At 50.6% G+C, this 16,185-nt stretch carries 19 protein-coding genes and 1 pseudogene; 12 read left to right on the forward strand and 8 right to left on the reverse strand.

Features of this window, described 5'->3' with window-relative positions; translation table 11 throughout:
* Window positions 1-76 precede the first annotated feature (76 nt).
* From tusD to METMI_RS0101510, 3 genes are all read left to right on the forward strand, one after another.
* On the forward strand, window positions 77-466 hold the full coding sequence (gene tusD, locus METMI_RS0101500) for a sulfurtransferase complex subunit TusD (protein WP_019864410.1): 390 nt from the start codon (window positions 77-79) through the stop codon (window positions 464-466).
* 1 nt (window position 467) lies between these two features.
* Window positions 468-824 carry a sulfurtransferase complex subunit TusC gene (gene tusC, locus METMI_RS0101505; protein WP_019864411.1) on the forward strand — a complete coding sequence of 119 codons (357 nt, stop codon included), beginning with the start codon at window positions 468-470 and terminating at the stop codon, window positions 822-824.
* A 212-nt stretch (window positions 825-1,036) separates the two neighbouring features.
* Window positions 1,037-1,510: a hypothetical protein gene (locus METMI_RS0101510; RefSeq protein WP_019864412.1), complete on the forward strand. Its 474-nt coding sequence runs from the start codon at window positions 1,037-1,039 to the stop codon at window positions 1,508-1,510.
* A 416-nt stretch (window positions 1,511-1,926) separates the two neighbouring features.
* Here METMI_RS0101510 and METMI_RS0101515 read toward each other — a convergent pair whose 3' ends face one another.
* The 5 genes from METMI_RS0101515 to METMI_RS0101540 all read right to left on the reverse strand — a co-directional run bounded on the left by METMI_RS0101515 (window position 1,927) and on the right by METMI_RS0101540 (window position 5,078).
* Window positions 1,927-2,712, reverse strand: coding sequence for a carbonic anhydrase (locus tag METMI_RS0101515; RefSeq protein WP_019864413.1), 786 nt, complete (start codon window positions 2,710-2,712; stop codon window positions 1,927-1,929).
* Window positions 2,713-2,727: 15 nt separating this feature from the next.
* Window positions 2,728-2,952 carry a hypothetical protein gene (locus tag METMI_RS0101520; RefSeq protein WP_019864414.1) on the reverse strand — a complete coding sequence of 75 codons (225 nt, stop codon included), beginning with the start codon at window positions 2,950-2,952 and terminating at the stop codon, window positions 2,728-2,730.
* 425 nt (window positions 2,953-3,377) lie between these two features.
* Window positions 3,378-3,683, reverse strand: a complete 306-nt coding sequence (locus METMI_RS0101530) for a DUF3144 domain-containing protein (protein WP_019864416.1) — start codon at window positions 3,681-3,683, stop codon at window positions 3,378-3,380.
* Window positions 3,684-3,732: 49 nt separating this feature from the next.
* Window positions 3,733-4,524: a sulfite exporter TauE/SafE family protein gene (locus METMI_RS0101535; RefSeq protein WP_019864417.1), complete on the reverse strand. Its 792-nt coding sequence runs from the start codon at window positions 4,522-4,524 to the stop codon at window positions 3,733-3,735.
* A 14-nt stretch (window positions 4,525-4,538) separates the two neighbouring features.
* Window positions 4,539-5,078, reverse strand: coding sequence for a Slp family lipoprotein (locus METMI_RS0101540; RefSeq protein ID WP_019864418.1), 540 nt, complete (start codon window positions 5,076-5,078; stop codon window positions 4,539-4,541).
* 159 nt (window positions 5,079-5,237) lie between these two features.
* On the opposite strand from METMI_RS0101540, the gene METMI_RS0101545 reads away from it, so the two are divergent.
* The 5 genes from METMI_RS0101545 to METMI_RS0101560 all read left to right on the forward strand — a co-directional run bounded on the left by METMI_RS0101545 (window position 5,238) and on the right by METMI_RS0101560 (window position 9,279).
* Window positions 5,238-7,145, forward strand: coding sequence for an ATP-dependent DNA helicase (locus METMI_RS0101545; RefSeq protein ID WP_019864419.1), 1,908 nt, complete (start codon window positions 5,238-5,240; stop codon window positions 7,143-7,145).
* An 83-nt stretch (window positions 7,146-7,228) separates the two neighbouring features.
* Window positions 7,229-7,675, forward strand: coding sequence for a transposase family protein (locus tag METMI_RS27660; RefSeq protein ID WP_019864420.1), 447 nt, complete (start codon window positions 7,229-7,231; stop codon window positions 7,673-7,675).
* Window positions 7,676-7,682: 7 nt separating this feature from the next.
* Window positions 7,683-8,066 (forward strand): IS5/IS1182 family transposase, encoded by a 384-nt coding sequence (locus tag METMI_RS27665; protein ID WP_019864421.1) that lies wholly within the window; start codon window positions 7,683-7,685, stop codon window positions 8,064-8,066.
* A 154-nt stretch (window positions 8,067-8,220) separates the two neighbouring features.
* Window positions 8,221-8,904, forward strand: a complete 684-nt coding sequence (tsaB, locus tag METMI_RS0101555; protein WP_019864423.1) for a tRNA (adenosine(37)-N6)-threonylcarbamoyltransferase complex dimerization subunit type 1 TsaB — start codon at window positions 8,221-8,223, stop codon at window positions 8,902-8,904.
* Window positions 8,905-8,907: 3 nt separating this feature from the next.
* Window positions 8,908-9,279 carry a cupin domain-containing protein gene (locus METMI_RS0101560; RefSeq protein WP_019864424.1) on the forward strand — a complete coding sequence of 124 codons (372 nt, stop codon included), beginning with the start codon at window positions 8,908-8,910 and terminating at the stop codon, window positions 9,277-9,279.
* 75 nt (window positions 9,280-9,354) lie between these two features.
* On the opposite strand, the gene cfa is transcribed toward METMI_RS0101560, so the two are convergent.
* Window positions 9,355-10,494, reverse strand: a complete 1,140-nt coding sequence (gene cfa, locus METMI_RS0101565) for a cyclopropane fatty acyl phospholipid synthase (RefSeq protein ID WP_156829743.1) — start codon at window positions 10,492-10,494, stop codon at window positions 9,355-9,357.
* Between the two features lie 437 nt (window positions 10,495-10,931).
* On the opposite strand from cfa, the pseudogene METMI_RS28260 reads away from it, so the two are divergent.
* Window positions 10,932-11,162, forward strand: a pseudogene (locus METMI_RS28260) (EAL domain-containing protein); the annotation flags it as partial.
* 174 nt (window positions 11,163-11,336) lie between these two features.
* Here the strand turns inward: METMI_RS28260 and METMI_RS0101575 are convergent.
* The gene (locus METMI_RS0101575; protein ID WP_019864427.1) at window positions 11,337-12,056 is read right to left on the reverse strand and encodes a dienelactone hydrolase family protein; all 720 of its coding nucleotides are present in this window, start codon (window positions 12,054-12,056) and stop codon (window positions 11,337-11,339) included.
* A gap of 32 nt (window positions 12,057-12,088) precedes the next feature.
* Entirely contained in the window at window positions 12,089-12,571 is a 483-nt protein-coding gene (locus METMI_RS0101580; RefSeq protein WP_029151426.1) for a low molecular weight protein-tyrosine-phosphatase, read from the reverse strand.
* 598 nt (window positions 12,572-13,169) lie between these two features.
* On the opposite strand from METMI_RS0101580, the gene METMI_RS0101585 reads away from it, so the two are divergent.
* The 3 genes from METMI_RS0101585 to rsmA are packed head-to-tail and all read left to right on the forward strand — an operon-like array spanning window position 13,170 to window position 15,948.
* Window positions 13,170-14,132: an Lcl C-terminal domain-containing protein gene (locus METMI_RS0101585; RefSeq protein ID WP_019864429.1), complete on the forward strand. Its 963-nt coding sequence runs from the start codon at window positions 13,170-13,172 to the stop codon at window positions 14,130-14,132.
* 47 nt (window positions 14,133-14,179) lie between these two features.
* Window positions 14,180-15,178, forward strand: a complete 999-nt coding sequence (pdxA, locus tag METMI_RS0101590; RefSeq protein ID WP_019864430.1) for a 4-hydroxythreonine-4-phosphate dehydrogenase PdxA — start codon at window positions 14,180-14,182, stop codon at window positions 15,176-15,178.
* Entirely contained in the window at window positions 15,175-15,948 is a 774-nt protein-coding gene (gene rsmA, locus METMI_RS0101595; RefSeq protein WP_019864431.1) for a 16S rRNA (adenine(1518)-N(6)/adenine(1519)-N(6))-dimethyltransferase RsmA, read from the forward strand. The genes pdxA and rsmA overlap by 4 nt, the downstream gene beginning before the upstream one ends.
* Window positions 15,949-16,185 lie beyond the last annotated feature (237 nt).

Below are 16,185 nucleotides of genomic sequence, written 5' to 3' on the forward strand. Positions count from 1 at the left end.
TTTTCATGATACACAAACTTGTAAAATAATAGCCACGATTATAAATCATCACCCCCCTGACCGCGCCATACAAACTATGAAATTCGCCCTACAAATCAACTCCAGCCCTTACCAGGCCAACGCCGGACGTACCGCTTGCGCGTTCATCAAAGCCGCCGTGGCTGAGGGGCATCAAATTTTACAAGTGTTCTTTTATCATGACGGCATTTATCACGCGCTGAAATACGCCACACCCCCCGATGACGAACCCTCACAAACCCAACAATGGCAAGCCTTGGCAAAAGAGCATCATATCGACTTGGCAGTGTGCATTTCCGCTGCGCAACGGCGCGGCTTGTTGTGTGCCGATGAGGCCTGGCGCCAAGGCAAACAAGGCAATGACTTGGCGGACGGTTTCCGCATCGCCGGATTAGGCCAACTGCTTGCCGCCACGTTGGAAGCCGACCGTTTTATCGTCTGGGGATGAGATGAAAAATTATTTGTTCGTCCTGCGCCAACCCGCCCATAGCGGCGCGTTTGTGCAGGAAATGCTCGATATTATCCTAACCACCGCCGCCTTCGACCAGCCTGTCAGCTTGCTGCTGTTGGATGATGGCGTGTTCCAGCTTAAATCCGGGCAACAACCGGAACACAGTGGCTACAAAAACACCGCCGCGATTTTTAACGCCTTGGAAATGTATGATGTCACGGCGATTTACACCGAAGCGGAAAGTTTGGCGGAGCGTGGTTTGGTGGTGGGGGATTTGTTTTTGCCGGTGGAAGTGTTGGCCAGGCAGGAGGTTGCCGGGTTTATGCGGGGGTTTGAGGTGGTTTTTTCGGGGTGATTCGATAGCGCGAAGCCTTGGCTAGCCATTTATCCACAGCCTTAGAGCTAACAAATATTTAAGACATTGAAAACATTAAATTGTCAGTGAAATAATACCTGATGTTTTCGTCAAGTGTCCCTTTATATATGGCAATTAAAAGCCCAGTATGGACAACGATATGTTTGAAGCACATATCGTTCTTTTCAGCCTAAATCCATAGAGGAGCTATTATGTTTATCCGTCATCTGATTGTTTTAGCTGCATTAACCTGCAGTAGCCTCGCTTACGCGGGGCAAACCGGTGTTGACCGCTCGTTCACGCTTTTTAAGAATATTGACAGTACCGATCCCACTCAACCGACAATTATAAATACGGTCACCGTTGTTTGTCCGGCGGCAGGCACCTTAATTTCGAATGTTAGTGCACAAATTACTTTAGCCACTAGCGGTGCGGCAGGGGAAGTGGACTTGCAATATGGGATTACCAAAAACTCTGTAAAACAAGACATCAATAATCACCACATCATTAGGGAGTATACCGATTCAGGCACTACTTGGAGCAGTGTGAGCTATCAACGTGCGGATAACTGCACCGCAGGACAAACGGTGAAGATACGTTTTCTTGCGAATAAGATAAGTGCGAATGCGGCGGATGCCGAAAAATCCAGTTTGGTTGTCACCTTTATTGAAGGCCCTGTTATTTAAACAGACAATATTATTATTGCTGCTCACTGAAATCCATTGTTCAGAAACTGGGGCGGGATGGTACTAACCAGTTCCGTCCCAGCCGGGTAGTGAAGGTAGGTTGTCCATGCCTGACATTTCAATACCCAATAAAAAACTGGGTATTGGTTTTAGGGGCTGCTATCACATCCGGTACGACATCAAAATATTGGGCAACGATATTAAAAGTAGGTTTTGGCGGAACGGGGATTGGCGATATAAGATTTGTATCTTGTCGAGATGTTGGGGAAGTGGTTTTTTCGGGGTAATGAAGATCTGTGGTTGCTTGTACCATTAAACGGCAACAGCCACACATCACGGTATGGCCAGCAGTTCTAACGGAAAGGCTGTGCAAACGATAAATCCGTTTGCACAGCTTTGTGGCTTCTCTAGCAATATCAACGCAAAGTTTCTACAACGCGACCGTTGAGTTGCTCCACCGCACGGGCGTTGCCGGAATACAATGCTTCAAATTGTGCAATTTGCGCCTTCGAAACAGTTATTGGACGACGCAGAACATACCAATCGACCCCTTCTGTACAAGGCGGCGTAGTCAATGAACCCGCATAGGTATAAAAAAGCCTGCTGCTAGGCAATAAATTGTAAGGATCAATAACTTCACTATCAGACTTGAACTCACCTACAACTAGGGGCGCATTATCCAAAATCTTCTGGAATTCTAGATTTTCTTTTCCCACTTTAAAAAATACGCCGACCACAGCAAGCCTACCGCTGGGTGCCGAATGGACAAAATGCACTTCTAACGGATAGGACACGCCACTGATTGTATGCTCACTAGGCGCGTGGAAATGGAATTGCAACAGTTGATATTTTTCTCTGCCGACAAACGAGGCATTTGGATTGGCAACTATTGGCATATTTACTTTAATCGTATGCCCATTATTGCTGATGGACAAAGGAACAGCTGAATAAACAAGGTTAATACGATTAATATCAAGGTTCACGGATGGCGCAGAAATATCCACGGGAGATTGTTTTTGTCCTAAGCCACATTCTGCAAAAGGGTATAGTTCTGGAATGGGTGCGCTAACATCGGTGTTTTCCAATGCCCCCCATTCGGCCTGCTCATCGTATGTCCAATGTGGGTCATCGGCATAAGCGGCAGGGGTTATTATCGTAATAATGCTTAATAAGGTTTGCTGAATAAGTTTTTTAAAGTTCATTATGTCACCTTTGTTTTAGCAAGTATGTTCACGGCAATAATCGGCAATGCTTGGTTTTTGCGGGGATGGTTCCGTGCTTTGTTTTTGCCCGTTTTCCTTGGCTTTCCCCACGTCTTGCTGTGGCGGGGTGGTCGCCGTACTGGTTTTGGCATCATTTGCTTGCGTTGCCTGTGTATCGGCAGCGAATGTATAAGAAGACAATGACAATAAAATTATGCCGATAAAAGCACCATGTTTCATAAGTGACTCTCCTATATCGTGTGATTTAGTGGATAAGTAAATCGCTGTTTCATCGCCTACCAACAAAGTTAAGGGGAACATAAGCTACATTTGCCCAGATAAAATGGGACATCAGGCAATTACTGAATAACATTTATTACGCTTGCGATTTTAACAAATTGATTTTTATTAAAAAACAAATACTGCTTTTCAATTCTATAACTGATATTACCTCCCTGTCCATGAAAAATAAAAAATTTTGCACCTACTCTTTTCGTATAAATTGAATCGAGGAGGCCAGTTCCGTTTGATTCAAACTGGCCCTTTTTTCCATCGTCCCAAGTCTGGACGGGGTTTGTAACTGCCGTCAACGCTTCAACATCCCCGTAAATAATCAAAACATTACGGAACGGGCCATAAACCCGTTCCGGCTTTAAACTGTAAAATTACCCCTCCGAATTATCGCCGCCCATATACTTCGCAAAATTCGCAATGTAATCATCCATGTGGTGTTCCAACATCAACCGGTATTGCCCGACAAAATAGGCGATGGCTTCGTCCCGGTGGCTTGCCATTTGCCCGCTGGTTTGCAGGTCGCAGGCATTCATCCACGCATCAAACCGTGCGGCGGCGAACATGATGGACGCGCAGACTTTGTCCCTAGAAGCGTCTTTGAGTTGCTCGTTGGCCAAGTGGATGTGCGCATCGGCACGGAGCAGAAACTGCTCATCGGGATTTTCTGATTCTGACATGGGGCGGTAACCTTAGATTAAAAAGTGAGCCGCCATTGTAACAACACCTTTAATGCCACAACAACTTGGCCGCCATCACCCACAACAGCACCGAGAAATAGCGTTTCAATTGTGTGGCGGGCAGTTTGTTGGCGAGTTTCGCACCGATAGGCGCGGTCATCATGCTAGTCAGACCCACGCCGGCAAACGCGGGCAAGGACACATAACCCAAGCTCCATTCCGGCAAATTCGCCGCATCCCAACCCAGCAAGGCGTAACTGGCGGTTCCGGCAAGCGCGATGGGCAAGCCGCAGGCGCTGGAGATTGCTACGGCATTGCGCATGGGCAGTTGCCCATAGACCAGATACGGCACGGTCAGGGTGCCACCGCCGATACCGACGATGGCTGACATTAAGCCAATCACGGTTGCCGCCCCCATATCCAGCCATAAGGGTTGCTTGACGGCACCGGGTTTAGGCTTGAGCTGGAAAGCCATTTGCGTACCGACATAAAGCAAGAACGCCACCAAAACCAAACGTAAGGAATCGGCGGGGATTTGTTTGGCAACCACCGCCCCCGCCGCCGCGCCGACCATAATCATCGGGCTTAGGCGCGACACTTTGGCCCAGACCACCGCACCTAAACGATGATGCGCCAGCACGGAAGAAACCGCAGTCAGGGCAATAGTTGCAAGCGAGGTGGCGACCGCCATCAGCAAGGTGATGTCGGGCGGGAAGCCTTGCCCTTTAAAGAAGAACGCCAGCACCGGAACAATGACCAAACCGCCACCGATGCCAAACAGCCCGGCCAATAGGCCAGCGAACAGCCCTAAGGCCAGGCTGGCGATAAAAATGGTAAGCATGCGTCCCCTTTAGTTTAACGGAACGGAGGGTAGAAAAAAGGCCGGTAATAGCCCCAGGCCGGATAGCCATAAAAGCCATTATAGGGGCCGTAACCGCCGTAAAATCCGCCACCATAATAATTGGTGGCATAATCCGGCCATAAATGCATCGCCGTAATCGTCAGCAACGGTAAACGCAGGGTCTTTTTGTCTATGGTACGTTCAATATCGCCCACCAGGGTTCCCGCAACGGTGATTGAGGTATCTTTTTCATATACCGCCGGGTCTAAAAATTCTGGCGTGGTTATGACAAACCGCCCTTGGTAGGGCTGGTCGGTCAGCGGACGGCCTTGGCTGTTTAAAGGATAAGCCAACACTTGCACCAAACTGCGCGATTGTTCATTGGCGACGTCAACAATTACGCCCCCCCAACGCACGGGCGCATTTTTGAATTTGTCAAGATGATGGATCGCTTCCAGATAAGACAAATCATACAGCGGCGCATCGCTAATCGCAGGTGGTACCGTCGAACAGCCGTTAAGCAGCAAAAAGAGAATAAACAAACACCGTTTCATCACGCACTCCTAAAGATAGTTTTCGTATTTGCTATGGAGAGTCCTATTCTAGCGGAGTTCCCGCCCCTGCTCCCGCTTTTGTCATGCATTCCGCATAGCATTATTCAGCGCATTGCCCTACTATGTCGTTTTTTTGGACTTTTTTCGATACCCATTCAAGTGACCGAATTAGCTTCTTTTTTTAGCCACGATGGCGCACTGGCCTCTGTCATTAAAGGTTTCCAACCGCGAGCAGGGCAACTGGAAATGGCAAAGGCCATAGAGGCCGCCATCACTGACCGCCAGCATTTGCTCGCAGAAGCCGGTACAGGCACAGGCAAAACCTTCGCCTATCTGGTTCCCGCGATTTTATCAGGGCAAAAAGTGATTGTTTCCACAGGCACGAAAAACCTGCAAGACCAATTATTTAACAAAGATTTGCCGGTGTTGCGAAAAGCTGTGCAAACGCCGTTTATGGCGGCGTTGCTGAAAGGCCGCAGCAATTATCTGTGCACTTACCGCTTGAAAAACGCCTTAACCTCAAATCTGGGATTCAGTAAGGAAGATGCGGCGGATTTGTCAAAAATCAACGCCTGGGCCAAGCGTACCCAAACGGGCGATATCGCCGATATTGCCGATGTGCCGGAAACTAGCCAAGTGTGGTATCTGGCGACTTCGACGGTGGAAAATTGCCTAGGCCAAGATTGCCCCGATTACGCCGACTGTTTTCTGGTCAAAGCCCGCAAGAAAGCCCAAGAAGCCGAAGTGCTGGTCGTCAACCACCATTTGCTGTGTGCCGATTGGTCGATCCGTGACAGCGGTTTTGGCGAACTCTTGCCCAATGCCGAAGTGGTGGTTATTGATGAGGCGCACCAACTGGCGGACACCGCGTCCAATTTTTTAGGCATCAACATCGGCGCCAAGCAATTGAATGACCTGGCGCAAGACGCGCTGATCGAGTATTTTAAGGATGCCACCGACATCCCGGCCTTACGCGCCGCCGCCGAAGAGCTGGAGCATGAAATCAAGGACTTGCGTTTGGCGTTTGGCATGGAACTGAAGCGCGGCGAATGGCAAGAGCTGGAAAGCAACCCCAAAATTATGGCGGGGCTGCAGGCCGTCAAAACCCAACTGCAAGCCTTGGCCGTGCAATTGGAATTGGCTTCGGTGAAAACCAAAGGCTTGGAAACGTGTTTCAAACGCGCCGATGAATTAGTCCAGCAACTCAAAACTATCCTGGATGACAACAGCGGCAAATGGATACGTTGGTATGAAGTCCACCGCAAAACCTTTACCCTCAGCCGTACGCCGCTGGATATTGCCGGGGAATTCCGGCTGTTCATGCAACATCACAAAGCCACTTGGATCTTCACGTCGGCGACGCTGAGCGTGGCGAACAAATTTGACCATTTTGCCAACAACTTAGGGCTAACCCAAGCGCGTAGCCAAAGCTGGGGCAGCCCGTTTGATTATGCCAACAAGTCCTTGTTTTATCATCCCAAAGGCTTGCCGCAACCGAATGACCCCAATTTCATCCCTTTGATCATTGGATTTGTCCTGCCCGTGTTGCAAGCCAGCAAAGGCCGCGCGTTTTTCCTGTTCACCAGCCACCGCGCCTTGCAACAAGCGGAAAATTTGCTGAAAGACAAACTGCCTTATCCTTTGCTGGTGCAAGGCAGCCGCCCGAAAATCCAATTGCTGGAACAGTTTAAAAAAGTCGGGAACGCCGTTTTGCTAGGGACTTCGAGTTTTTGGGAGGGTGTGGATGTGCGCGGCGAAGCCTTATCGTGCGTGATCATCGACAAACTGCCGTTTTCCTCACCCGGCGACCCGGTGCTGAAAGCGCGTCTGGATGCCATGACCAAGCAAGGCAAGAACCCGTTTTTCGAGCATCAAATCCCCGCCGCCGTGATCGCCTTAAGGCAAGGTATAGGCCGCTTGATCCGCGACGAGAACGATAAAGGTGTTTTAATGGTCTGTGATCCGCGCTTGTTAAAACGCTCTTACGGGCAGCTGTTTTTGGACAGCGTGCCGCCCATGAGGCGGACGCGTGATATTGCCGATGTGCAGGCGTTTTTTGCGGAATAATAGACATCTTTCCTAAATAATACAGATTAAATAAACCCCAATAAGGTTAAAATGGGCAACCTTCCTGATGCCGCCCAAAAGCCATGAAAACCTATGCCCAGCTGCCCACCGACAACCCCGAAGAATTCAAACGGCTGGTCGGGCTGTCAAAGGAAAATTTCCAGCATCTCAACGGCAAGCTGTGCGCTTACATCAGCGAACAAAAAAACCTCAGCCCGCTGACACGGCGAGGCCGGAAGGACAGTAAACTGGCAGCGGAAGACCGCCTGCTACTGACACTTTATTACCTCCGCCACTATCCGACCTTGATAAACTTAGGGGCGGTCTTTGGCATCAGCGAGTCGTATTGCCATAAAGTGTATTCGCGCACTGCCAGGCAGTTGGTCAAAATTGAAAGGCTCCCCAAGCGCAAGGCGCTGTTGGAAGACCCTGCCGCCACCTTGGCCGTTGACGTGTCGGAACAGCCCATCGAACGCCCCGTCAAAGGCCAGAAAGCCTTCTACTCAGGAAAAAAAACGCCACACGGTTAAGGCCCAGTTGGTCATCTGCGCGTTGACGCTGGCCATCCTGTCCGTAGTGGTGGGCAAAGGGCGGCAACACGACTTTGCCGTCTTCAAAGGCTGCCGCCTGTTGCTGCACCCTAAAGCCAACCTGTTGGCGGATTCGGGATACCAAGGGATGCACGGCCATCACCGGAATTCGACTTTGCCTATCAAAAAGCAAAAAGGCAAGCCTCTTTCTGCCGAAGACAAAGCCCACAATAAAATCCTTTCAAAACAGCGGGTTTTCATTGAGCATGTCAACCGCCGATGCAAGATTTTCAGGATCGTCAAGGACGTTTATCGGGGAAAACACAAAAACTACTCCCTGACCTGGAATTTGGTGGCTGCATTGGTCAACTTGAGATATGCCTGTATTTAGGAAAGATGTCTAATATACGGTTACCCACAGTTGGCGCATTACGACTGCATGGATGCAGGAGATAGAGCAATGCAGGAGCAATTGCCGAGGCGGCCCAACCGGCCACGCTTCGCGGCCATTAGCCGTTTAAACCGATTTTCCATAGGGACTTACCATGAAACTACTCGCCGTAGAAACCGCAACCGATGCGTGTTCGGCAGCGCTATCCATAGAAGGCGCCATCAGCGAACGTTATGAACTCGCCAGCAAAGACCATACGCAACTGATCTTGCCGATGCTCGATGGGCTGGTGAACGAAGCCGGATTACAGCCTGCCGATTTGGAAGGTTTGGCGTTTGGCCGTGGCCCCGGATCGTTTACGGGCGTGCGCATTGCCACGGGGATTATCCAAGGCCTAGCTTTGGGGCTGGATTTGCTGGTGGTTCCGGTATCGACCCTGGCGGCGATTGCCCAGGATTATTTTGACCACCATGATGAAAACGTTGCATTTGTGGCGATGGATGCACGGATGGGGGAAATCTTCTGGGGCGTTTACCAGCGCGACGCCAAGGGTTTTGCCCAGCTCATGGGCGAAGAAGCGGTCACGCCGCCTGGGTTGGTTGAGTTTCCCGAATTGTCCGGCGTTGGCCTGGGCACGGGTTGGGGCGTTTATCAGGCCGCGCTGCTGGAACGCTTAGGCGACCAAATCACGCATTTTGAAAGCGATCACCTGCCTAGGGCGCGGGCAATCGCCGCATTAGGCCAACGCGGCTTTGACCTAGGCCAAGCCGTACCCGTGGAGCAAGCCATGCCAGTTTATTTACGCGACAAAGTCGCCAAAAAAGAATCGGAGCGTTGAACCATGCAAGCACAAATCTTAAAAGCCGACGAAGACGAGGAATATTATTTTGACGAGGGCTGTTTTATTTTGGAATTGTCCAATTCCGCCGCCGATGCGGATGTTTCGATAGCCAGGGCGCGGGTCAGGCCAGGGGTCACCACCAAACTGCACCGTTTGCAAGGCGTAGTGGAGCGTTATGTCGTGCTGGCAGGAGCCGGGATGGTTAGGATTGATGATCTGGCGCCACAAAACGTGGCGGCGGGCGATGTGGTCATTATCCCGCCGCTATGCCCGCAACAGATCACCAATATTGGCGAGGATGATTTGGTTTTTTTGGCGATTTGTTCGCCGCGTTTTACGCTGGGGGTTTATGAGGCGTTGAAGGAAGCTTAGCTAAGGCCTTTTGCCAATGCAGGACGGGAGGCCTACTGCCAACTGTGAGCCCCGTCCTGCCTATAAGACAGCCCGCTAACGCACCGACGTATAGCCGCCCGGCACCCCATTTTTCGATAAGACGATTTGCCAAAGCTGGTTGTCACGGGCACGGAAAGCCCCCGCACAAGACAGCAAATAATACTTCCACATCAAAAAGAAACGGTGGTCATAATTTTCTATGATGGCTTGCCAGTTTTTAGAAAAATTATCAAACCAGCACATCAAGGTCTTGTCGTAATCGGCACCGAAATTATGCACATCTTCAATGACAAACTGGCCTTCGGCGGCCTTGCCAATTTGCTTGATCGACGGCAACATGCTTTCAGGGAAAATATACTTGCCCATCCAAGCATCCACGGTAATCCTGGACTTACTGCTGCCGATGGTGTGCAAAAGGAACAAGCCGCCGTCCTTCAGGCAGCGGTTTGCCACCCTCATGTATTCGCCATAATTTTTGAAACCGACATGTTCAAACATGCCTATTGAAACGATATGGTCAAAATTCTCATGTAGCTCCCGGTAATCCATCAGACGGATCTCTATCGGCATATCCTGGCACAACTCTTTACCCAAAGCGACCTGCTCCCTTGACAGCGTCACGCCGACGCAGGACACACGGTAACGCTCCACCGCAAATTTCATAAAACTGCCCCAACCGCAGCCAATATCGAGGATTTTTTGTCCAGCTTGCAGGTTCAGTTTCCGGCAGATCAAATCAAACTTATGCTCCTGGGCCTCATCAAGGTTTTTCGCGTCCTTCCAGTACCCGCAGCTATAAGTCAGGCGTTTGTCGAGCATCCGGCTGTATAAGTCATTGCCGATGTCATAATGCCATTTGATCAGCTCGGGCGCATGCCGGAGGCTTTGCCGGTTGACGACACACCCCAAGATCCGGTTCATGAACGTTTGCGGGTCAACAACGACTTTATTTTCCAATTGCGCCTGGCAAATCTTGTTGAACAACTCATCAAGCTGATGGCAGTCCCACCATTCATCCATATACGCTTCCCCCAAGCCCAAAGAGCCTTGGGTCAGGATGCGTTGGTACAGGTCACTGTTATAAACACGAATATCCCAAGGATTATCGCCATTAAAAGCAATATCCGTCCCCACCAACAACCTTTCGATATTCTCCCGATACCTATTTTTTGTGTTATCAATTATTTTGCTCATAGCTTTTATAGTTATTATTTTTAGGGCCGCTACCGGGAAGTCCTCAACACCCCTAATAACGGCGGTTAACATGATCACTTTATTTTTCCCCCTCCTGTAACTGGCCTTATCCTGCCATAACCCCCCTACCCCACCAATTAGTTTAGTAATACGCTGCCAGTTGCCTGCCAACGGTTCAAGGCCGATAGCATAGTTGACAAATATGGACAGGTGATGACAACACCGCAGAACTGGCTTTTCCAGAAATTATCAATTAAAACCAGCAAGATAAGTGTGCCGTAAAAGCCGTAAGCGAGGGAAGATTATATAAAAGGACAGCTGTAAAAAACTAGCCTGGGCAGCAACCCAACAGTTTTTTAACCTTCAACTTTTGGAAAATAAGCGCAGACACGCCGCCTGCACGTCATGGCGCAAACAAGATACCGTGCCGCACTTATGTGGCGAGCAACCTGCAATGGGTCTATGCCTTACGCTGGACGGGGGGCGATTGCAAGTGGTGCATTACCAGTTACCGGCCGCAAATCAACATCCAAACCGGGCACATCATGGGCGCGGAAGCGTTGCCGCGTTGGCAATATCCCAAACTGGGCAGGGTGTCGCTGGCGGAGTTCGTCCCGAATGCAGAAGATAGCGGCATGATTTTGTCTATCGGGGGAATGGGTTTAAGATCGGCCCTGGCCTGCAAACCATCACCGAAGGGGCGGAAACGGCGGAACAACGGGCGTTCCTACGTGCGCAGGGTTGCGATGAAGCACAGCGTCACCTATTATTCAGCAAGGCCAGTGCCGGACGGGATGTTTGAAGCGCCCTTAATCCGGAGCCTTATCTCCCTTAAAACCTTTTCAGGCGAAAATTTCAGCCAAGAAGTTTTGCATCGCCACCCAAGAACGGCGGTCTGCATCGGCTTGGTACACAGTGCCAAAATCAGGGTTATTCGCCACCGGGTTAGTAAACGCATGCATGGTGTGGCCATAAGCATGCACTTGCCAATCCACCCCGGCCCGGGTCATTTCTTGTTCAAAAGCGACCACCTGTTCGACGCGGACCATAGGGTCATCGTGGCCATGCAAAGCCAGCACTTTGGCCTTGATCGGTTGCCCTTCAAGGTTACCGGGTGCGCCCAATAAACCGTGGAAACTGACCACCCCTTTAATCTCAGCGCCCGTCCTGGCCAAATCCAGGACACATAATCCGCCAAAACAAAAACCTATCGCGGCAATTTTACTGTCGTCAACCCACGGCATTAGCCTGACCGTCGCCAAAGCCGCTTTGATGCGCCGTTGCAACATCGCCCTATCGTCTATGAATGGCTGCATCAAACGGCCATTCTCTTCCGGCGAAGCCCCTAAAACGCCATTGCCGTACATATCCAGCGCAAAACCCAGGTAACCCAATCCCGCCAGTTTCTCGGCCTTATCGGCAACAAAACCATCCCGCCCTCCCCAGGCATGGCTGATCAAGACCGCCGGGCGGCGTCCGGCCTGCGCGTCGTCAAAGGCAAAATAACCTTCTAAAACAAGCTCGCCGTCCAAGTAATTGACTGTGTTTGTTACTATCGCCATTTGGTTGTCCTCGTATTAGCTATGAGTTGATGTTATAAACGGCCTGCTTGCTTGAGTTCCTTTAAAAAGCCTTCGGACGCTTCCTCGACCAAGTCCAATACCCGCTCAAAGCCATAACTGCCGCCATAATAGGGATCCGGGACTTCCCTCACCTTCAGGTCCGGTGCAAAATCGAGCAAATAGCGGACTTTTTCTTTATGCCCGTCAGGGCAGGCGTCAATCAGGATGGCATAATTGTCATCATCCATTGCCAGGATAAAATCGAAATTTTCAAAATCGGCATAGGTAAATTTTCGCGCACGCAAATGGGCCAGCTCGACACCCCGGTTGCGGGCGGCTTTTTGGGCCCGTAAATCCGGCGCATCCCCGACATGGTAAGCATGGGTACCGGCGGAATCCACCTTAAAAAGCCTAGCCAAATTGCGGTCTTCAATTAACTTGGTAAAAACACCTTCAGCCGTCGGTGAACGGCATATATTGCCCATACAGACAAACAGCACCTTAATCATTTCCATCATCAAACCCATTATAATTTATCTGAAACATTTTGCAGCCATGGCGTGCCCGTCCGGGATGGCAAACACAATCCCAAGCCTGGCCGTATATTCACTTTATCCTGCCGCACCTAGCCAAGGCAATAGCCCGCATTCATGGGCCGCTATGAACCCTGTCACAATATGACGGAATAATTGCGCCCCCGCCCCGCATTGGCGGAAATTATCCCATAAAGGCGGCGATTGTCTTAATCTGCCGGGCATCAATCATGAAAGTTTTCCTGTTGCCTACAGCGCAACATCCGCCGACAATGTATGCTAAGCGGCACATCTTTCACATAAAATCGCGCGACGGAAATATGGATCATAGATGGCTAGGATATTTTGACAACCAGCCCCATCGGCAACAATGGCTTGATGCACCAGGAAACTTCGGTTGGATAAAAATAACGCCAAGAACCCTGCTCGCTTAGGTTTTATGGCTACGCTAATAAAATACAATGTTAAAATAGTATTAAATCACACAACTTACGTAAAAATGCCACACATAATGCCCTACCACCTATGCCCATCCATCCCACAGCTGCCATTCTAAAACCACACTTCAAGAGATAAGGCCATGGTTGAGTCGAATAAAGTGATAATAGATATCCAGCATTATTTTGACACCGAAATCACGGCACGGGTATTTCGGCTAAAGATCAAACACTTGTGCCAAGAACTTGGCATTTTGTTGACAGAAAAGCCACCCAGAATTAATGCTTATCTGGCCAAATTGCAAAATGACCTGAAACATACGGCAACCCGCCAGGAACAACAAAGGCTATCCTCGTTGATCAGTGCGTTTAGCCAATTAAAAGACTCATCGCGCACCCAAGCGAAACGTGATTTGGTGACGGCGGCGTTGTCTGCGTTTTACACCCTCTCCACGATCCCTGAATTGGGCAGGTCCGGTTCATTTAGCCACAAACAAATCCGTTCGCTGGCCTTTTTGGGTTTGGCGGCGGCGTACCATGAACTGGAAGACTCGGATGAACTCATCGCTGAAAAGCTGACCATGGCAATCTATGAGGACTCTAAGACAGCGGCGCAATTTCTTGACCGGAGCTATTTTGATTATTTCAAAGAGGTCTTGGGGCTGTTTGCTGATGACTTGCAATTTACGGTCAACGGCGGTTTGGCCACGGATACCCTACATGGCCTCACCTGGTTACGGTTCGCGCTGGGCCAAGAGTGGTACCATGAACTTAGCCAAGGCAGGTTGGCGCGTTACACTTGGAAAGAAGCTTTTTCCGAAACGGAGATATTCAATGAGCAAGGCGGTTATGACGGTTATACCGACTGGCGGTTGCCCTCCATTGAAGAATTGAAAACCCTTATCGACCTCAAAGAAGGCGACGCCAAAAAGTCGATACACTTCATCAATAACCGGGTTTTCCCAAGGAACTATGACCTGTTCTGGTCCTCTTCATCCAGCTCTTACAACGACAACGTGGCCTGGATTGTGGACTTCAACAATGGCAGTGCATTTTATGGCAATATCAATTATGGTTATGGTGTCCGGCTGGTACGGAGTTCTTAACCGCCTGTTAACCAACCCCGCAACCCCTCACTTTTTTCAAAATCCCCATGACCTCCCCCATTTTGCGCATTGCCTTAACACCTGGCGAACCGGCAGGTATCGGCCCGGACCTTTGCATCCAACTGGCGCAGCAAGACTTGCCATGTGAGCTAGTCGTAATTGCCAACCCTGAATTAATGGCGCAACGTGCCGCACAATTAGGCCTGCCAATTAAGCTTAAGGTGTTTGACAGCAACGCGCCTATACAGCCACATCAGGCAGGCTGCCTGGCCCTATTGCCCGTGGATCTTGCCGCACCCGTACAAACGGGCCGGCTGAACGCCCAAAACAGCCGCTATGTGTTAAAAACCATCACCAAAGCCACCAAGGGCTGCATCGACGGATTGTTTGCCGCCATGGTGACCGCACCGGTGCATAAGGGCATTATCAACGATGCCGGCTTGCCGTTCACCGGACATACCGAATTTATTGCCGAACTGACGGGCGGGCACCCGGTGATGATGCTCGCCACAGAAGGCCTGCGTGTCGCCTTAGTGACCATCCACCTGCCCCTGGCCGAAGTCAGCCCGGCGATCACACATAGCCGTTTAAGGACGGTGATCCGCGTGCTGGAACAGGACTTACGGACGCGTTTCCATCTTGAAAAACCACGGATCCTGGTTTGCGGCCTGAATCCCCATGCCGGCGAAGGCGGCCACCTGGGACGCGAAGAAATCGAAGTCATTGAACCGGTCGTGGAAAGTTTCCGCAGCCAAGGCATGGATGTGGCCGGGCCATTGCCCGCCGATACGGTGTTTACGCCAAAATACCTGGCCCATGCCGATGCCGTGCTGGCGATGTACCACGACCAAGGCTTGCCCGTCCTGAAATACAAAGGCTTTGGCCAAGCCGTGAACATCACCTTGGGCTTGCCCATCATCCGCACTTCCGTCGACCACGGCACGGCACTTGACCTTGCCGGCACGGGCAACGCCGATGCCGGCAGCTTGGCCGTCGCCTTGCAAACCGCCTTGACCATGGCCTCCAACCCTAAATCCCCTTCATGAACCATATCCCACGCAAACGTTTCGGGCAGAATTTTCTGCATGACCATTCGGTGATCAACGACATCATCTCCAGCATAGCCGCCCGCGCGGATGAGCACTGGGTTGAAATCGGCCCTGGCATGGGCGCCTTGACCGGGCCTTTGCTAAAAACCGGCATCACCCTGGATGTGGTTGAGCTGGACCGGGATTTGGTGGCCTTGCTTAACAACAAGTTCAGCCAAGAGACGCGCCTGACCATCCACAGCGCCGACGCCCTGAATTTTGATTTTTCGCAACTGGTTAAAGACAATGAAAAACTGAGGGTGATAGGCAACCTGCCCTACAACATTTCCACACCATTGATGTTCCACTTGCTGGAAAGCACATCCTGCATAGAAGACATGCACTTTATGCTGCAAAAAGAAGTGGTTGATAGGATTTGCGCCGCTCCGGGCAGCAAGCAATATGGCAGGTTAAGCGTCATGATGCAGTATTACTGTGAGCCGGAATTGCTATTCGTGGTGCCGCCGGAAAGCTTTGACCCCGCCCCTAAGGTCATGTCCGCCGTGGTGAAGCTCATCCCCCACCAACACCCCCCCGTCGCCGTGCGTGACCCAGCCCAGCTCAGCCGCCTCGTCACCGAAGCTTTCTCGCAACGCCGTAAGACCTTACGCAATTCGCTAAGTAAAGTGCTGACCGCCGAACAAATCCAGTCGGTGGGCATAGACCCGTCCGTAAGGGCCGAAACCCTGGCCTTGGCTGATTTCGCCAGATTGTGTGATTTGTTGTAAGACGCATTCCGTAGGGTGCAATAGGCGATAGCCGTATTGCACCGCATGTTGGCCTTCAACCATCCGGCGCATTACGCTATCGAGACTGTGAAAGAATTATTTTATGTCCACGAAAATCACGAAAGTGTAAAACCAGATTAAATATAACTTATTGAAAGTTACTGTTTAATTGTTTCGTGTTTTTTGTGGACAATCATTAATTCTTAGAGCATTTTGCAATACTTTCACAGTCTCTAT

The organism is Methylovulum miyakonense HT12, assembly GCF_000384075.1.
GTDB lineage: Bacteria > Pseudomonadota > Gammaproteobacteria > Methylococcales > Methylomonadaceae > Methylovulum > Methylovulum miyakonense.

Excerpts from the sequence above, each read along its gene's own strand:
- tusC (WP_019864411.1), top strand. The coding sequence starts at position 468 with ATGAAAAATTATTTGTTCGTCCTGCGCCAACCCGCCCATAGCGGCGCG.
- METMI_RS0101560 (WP_019864424.1), top strand. The coding sequence starts at position 8,908 with ATGCAAGCACAAATCTTAAAAGCCGACGAAGACGAGGAATATTATTTT.
- tusD (WP_019864410.1), top strand. The coding sequence starts at position 77 with ATGAAATTCGCCCTACAAATCAACTCCAGCCCTTACCAGGCCAACGCC.
- rsmA (WP_019864431.1), top strand. The coding sequence starts at position 15,175 with ATGAACCATATCCCACGCAAACGTTTCGGGCAGAATTTTCTGCATGAC.
- METMI_RS27660 (WP_019864420.1), top strand. The coding sequence starts at position 7,229 with ATGAAAACCTATGCCCAGCTGCCCACCGACAACCCCGAAGAATTCAAA.
- METMI_RS0101520 (WP_019864414.1), bottom strand. The coding sequence starts at position 2,952 with ATGAAACATGGTGCTTTTATCGGCATAATTTTATTGTCATTGTCTTCT.
- METMI_RS0101575 (WP_019864427.1), bottom strand. The coding sequence starts at position 12,056 with ATGGCGATAGTAACAAACACAGTCAATTACTTGGACGGCGAGCTTGTT.
- METMI_RS0101510 (WP_019864412.1), top strand. The coding sequence starts at position 1,037 with ATGTTTATCCGTCATCTGATTGTTTTAGCTGCATTAACCTGCAGTAGC.
- METMI_RS0101515 (WP_019864413.1), bottom strand. The coding sequence starts at position 2,712 with ATGAACTTTAAAAAACTTATTCAGCAAACCTTATTAAGCATTATTACG.
- METMI_RS0101580 (WP_029151426.1), bottom strand. The coding sequence starts at position 12,571 with ATGGAAATGATTAAGGTGCTGTTTGTCTGTATGGGCAATATATGCCGT.
- tsaB (WP_019864423.1), top strand. The coding sequence starts at position 8,221 with ATGAAACTACTCGCCGTAGAAACCGCAACCGATGCGTGTTCGGCAGCG.
- pdxA (WP_019864430.1), top strand. The coding sequence starts at position 14,180 with ATGACCTCCCCCATTTTGCGCATTGCCTTAACACCTGGCGAACCGGCA.
- METMI_RS0101535 (WP_019864417.1), bottom strand. The coding sequence starts at position 4,524 with ATGCTTACCATTTTTATCGCCAGCCTGGCCTTAGGGCTGTTCGCTGGC.
- METMI_RS0101530 (WP_019864416.1), bottom strand. The coding sequence starts at position 3,683 with ATGTCAGAATCAGAAAATCCCGATGAGCAGTTTCTGCTCCGTGCCGAT.
- cfa (WP_156829743.1), bottom strand. The coding sequence starts at position 10,494 with ATGAGCAAAATAATTGATAACACAAAAAATAGGTATCGGGAGAATATC.
- METMI_RS0101540 (WP_019864418.1), bottom strand. The coding sequence starts at position 5,078 with ATGAAACGGTGTTTGTTTATTCTCTTTTTGCTGCTTAACGGCTGTTCG.
- METMI_RS0101585 (WP_019864429.1), top strand. The coding sequence starts at position 13,170 with ATGGTTGAGTCGAATAAAGTGATAATAGATATCCAGCATTATTTTGAC.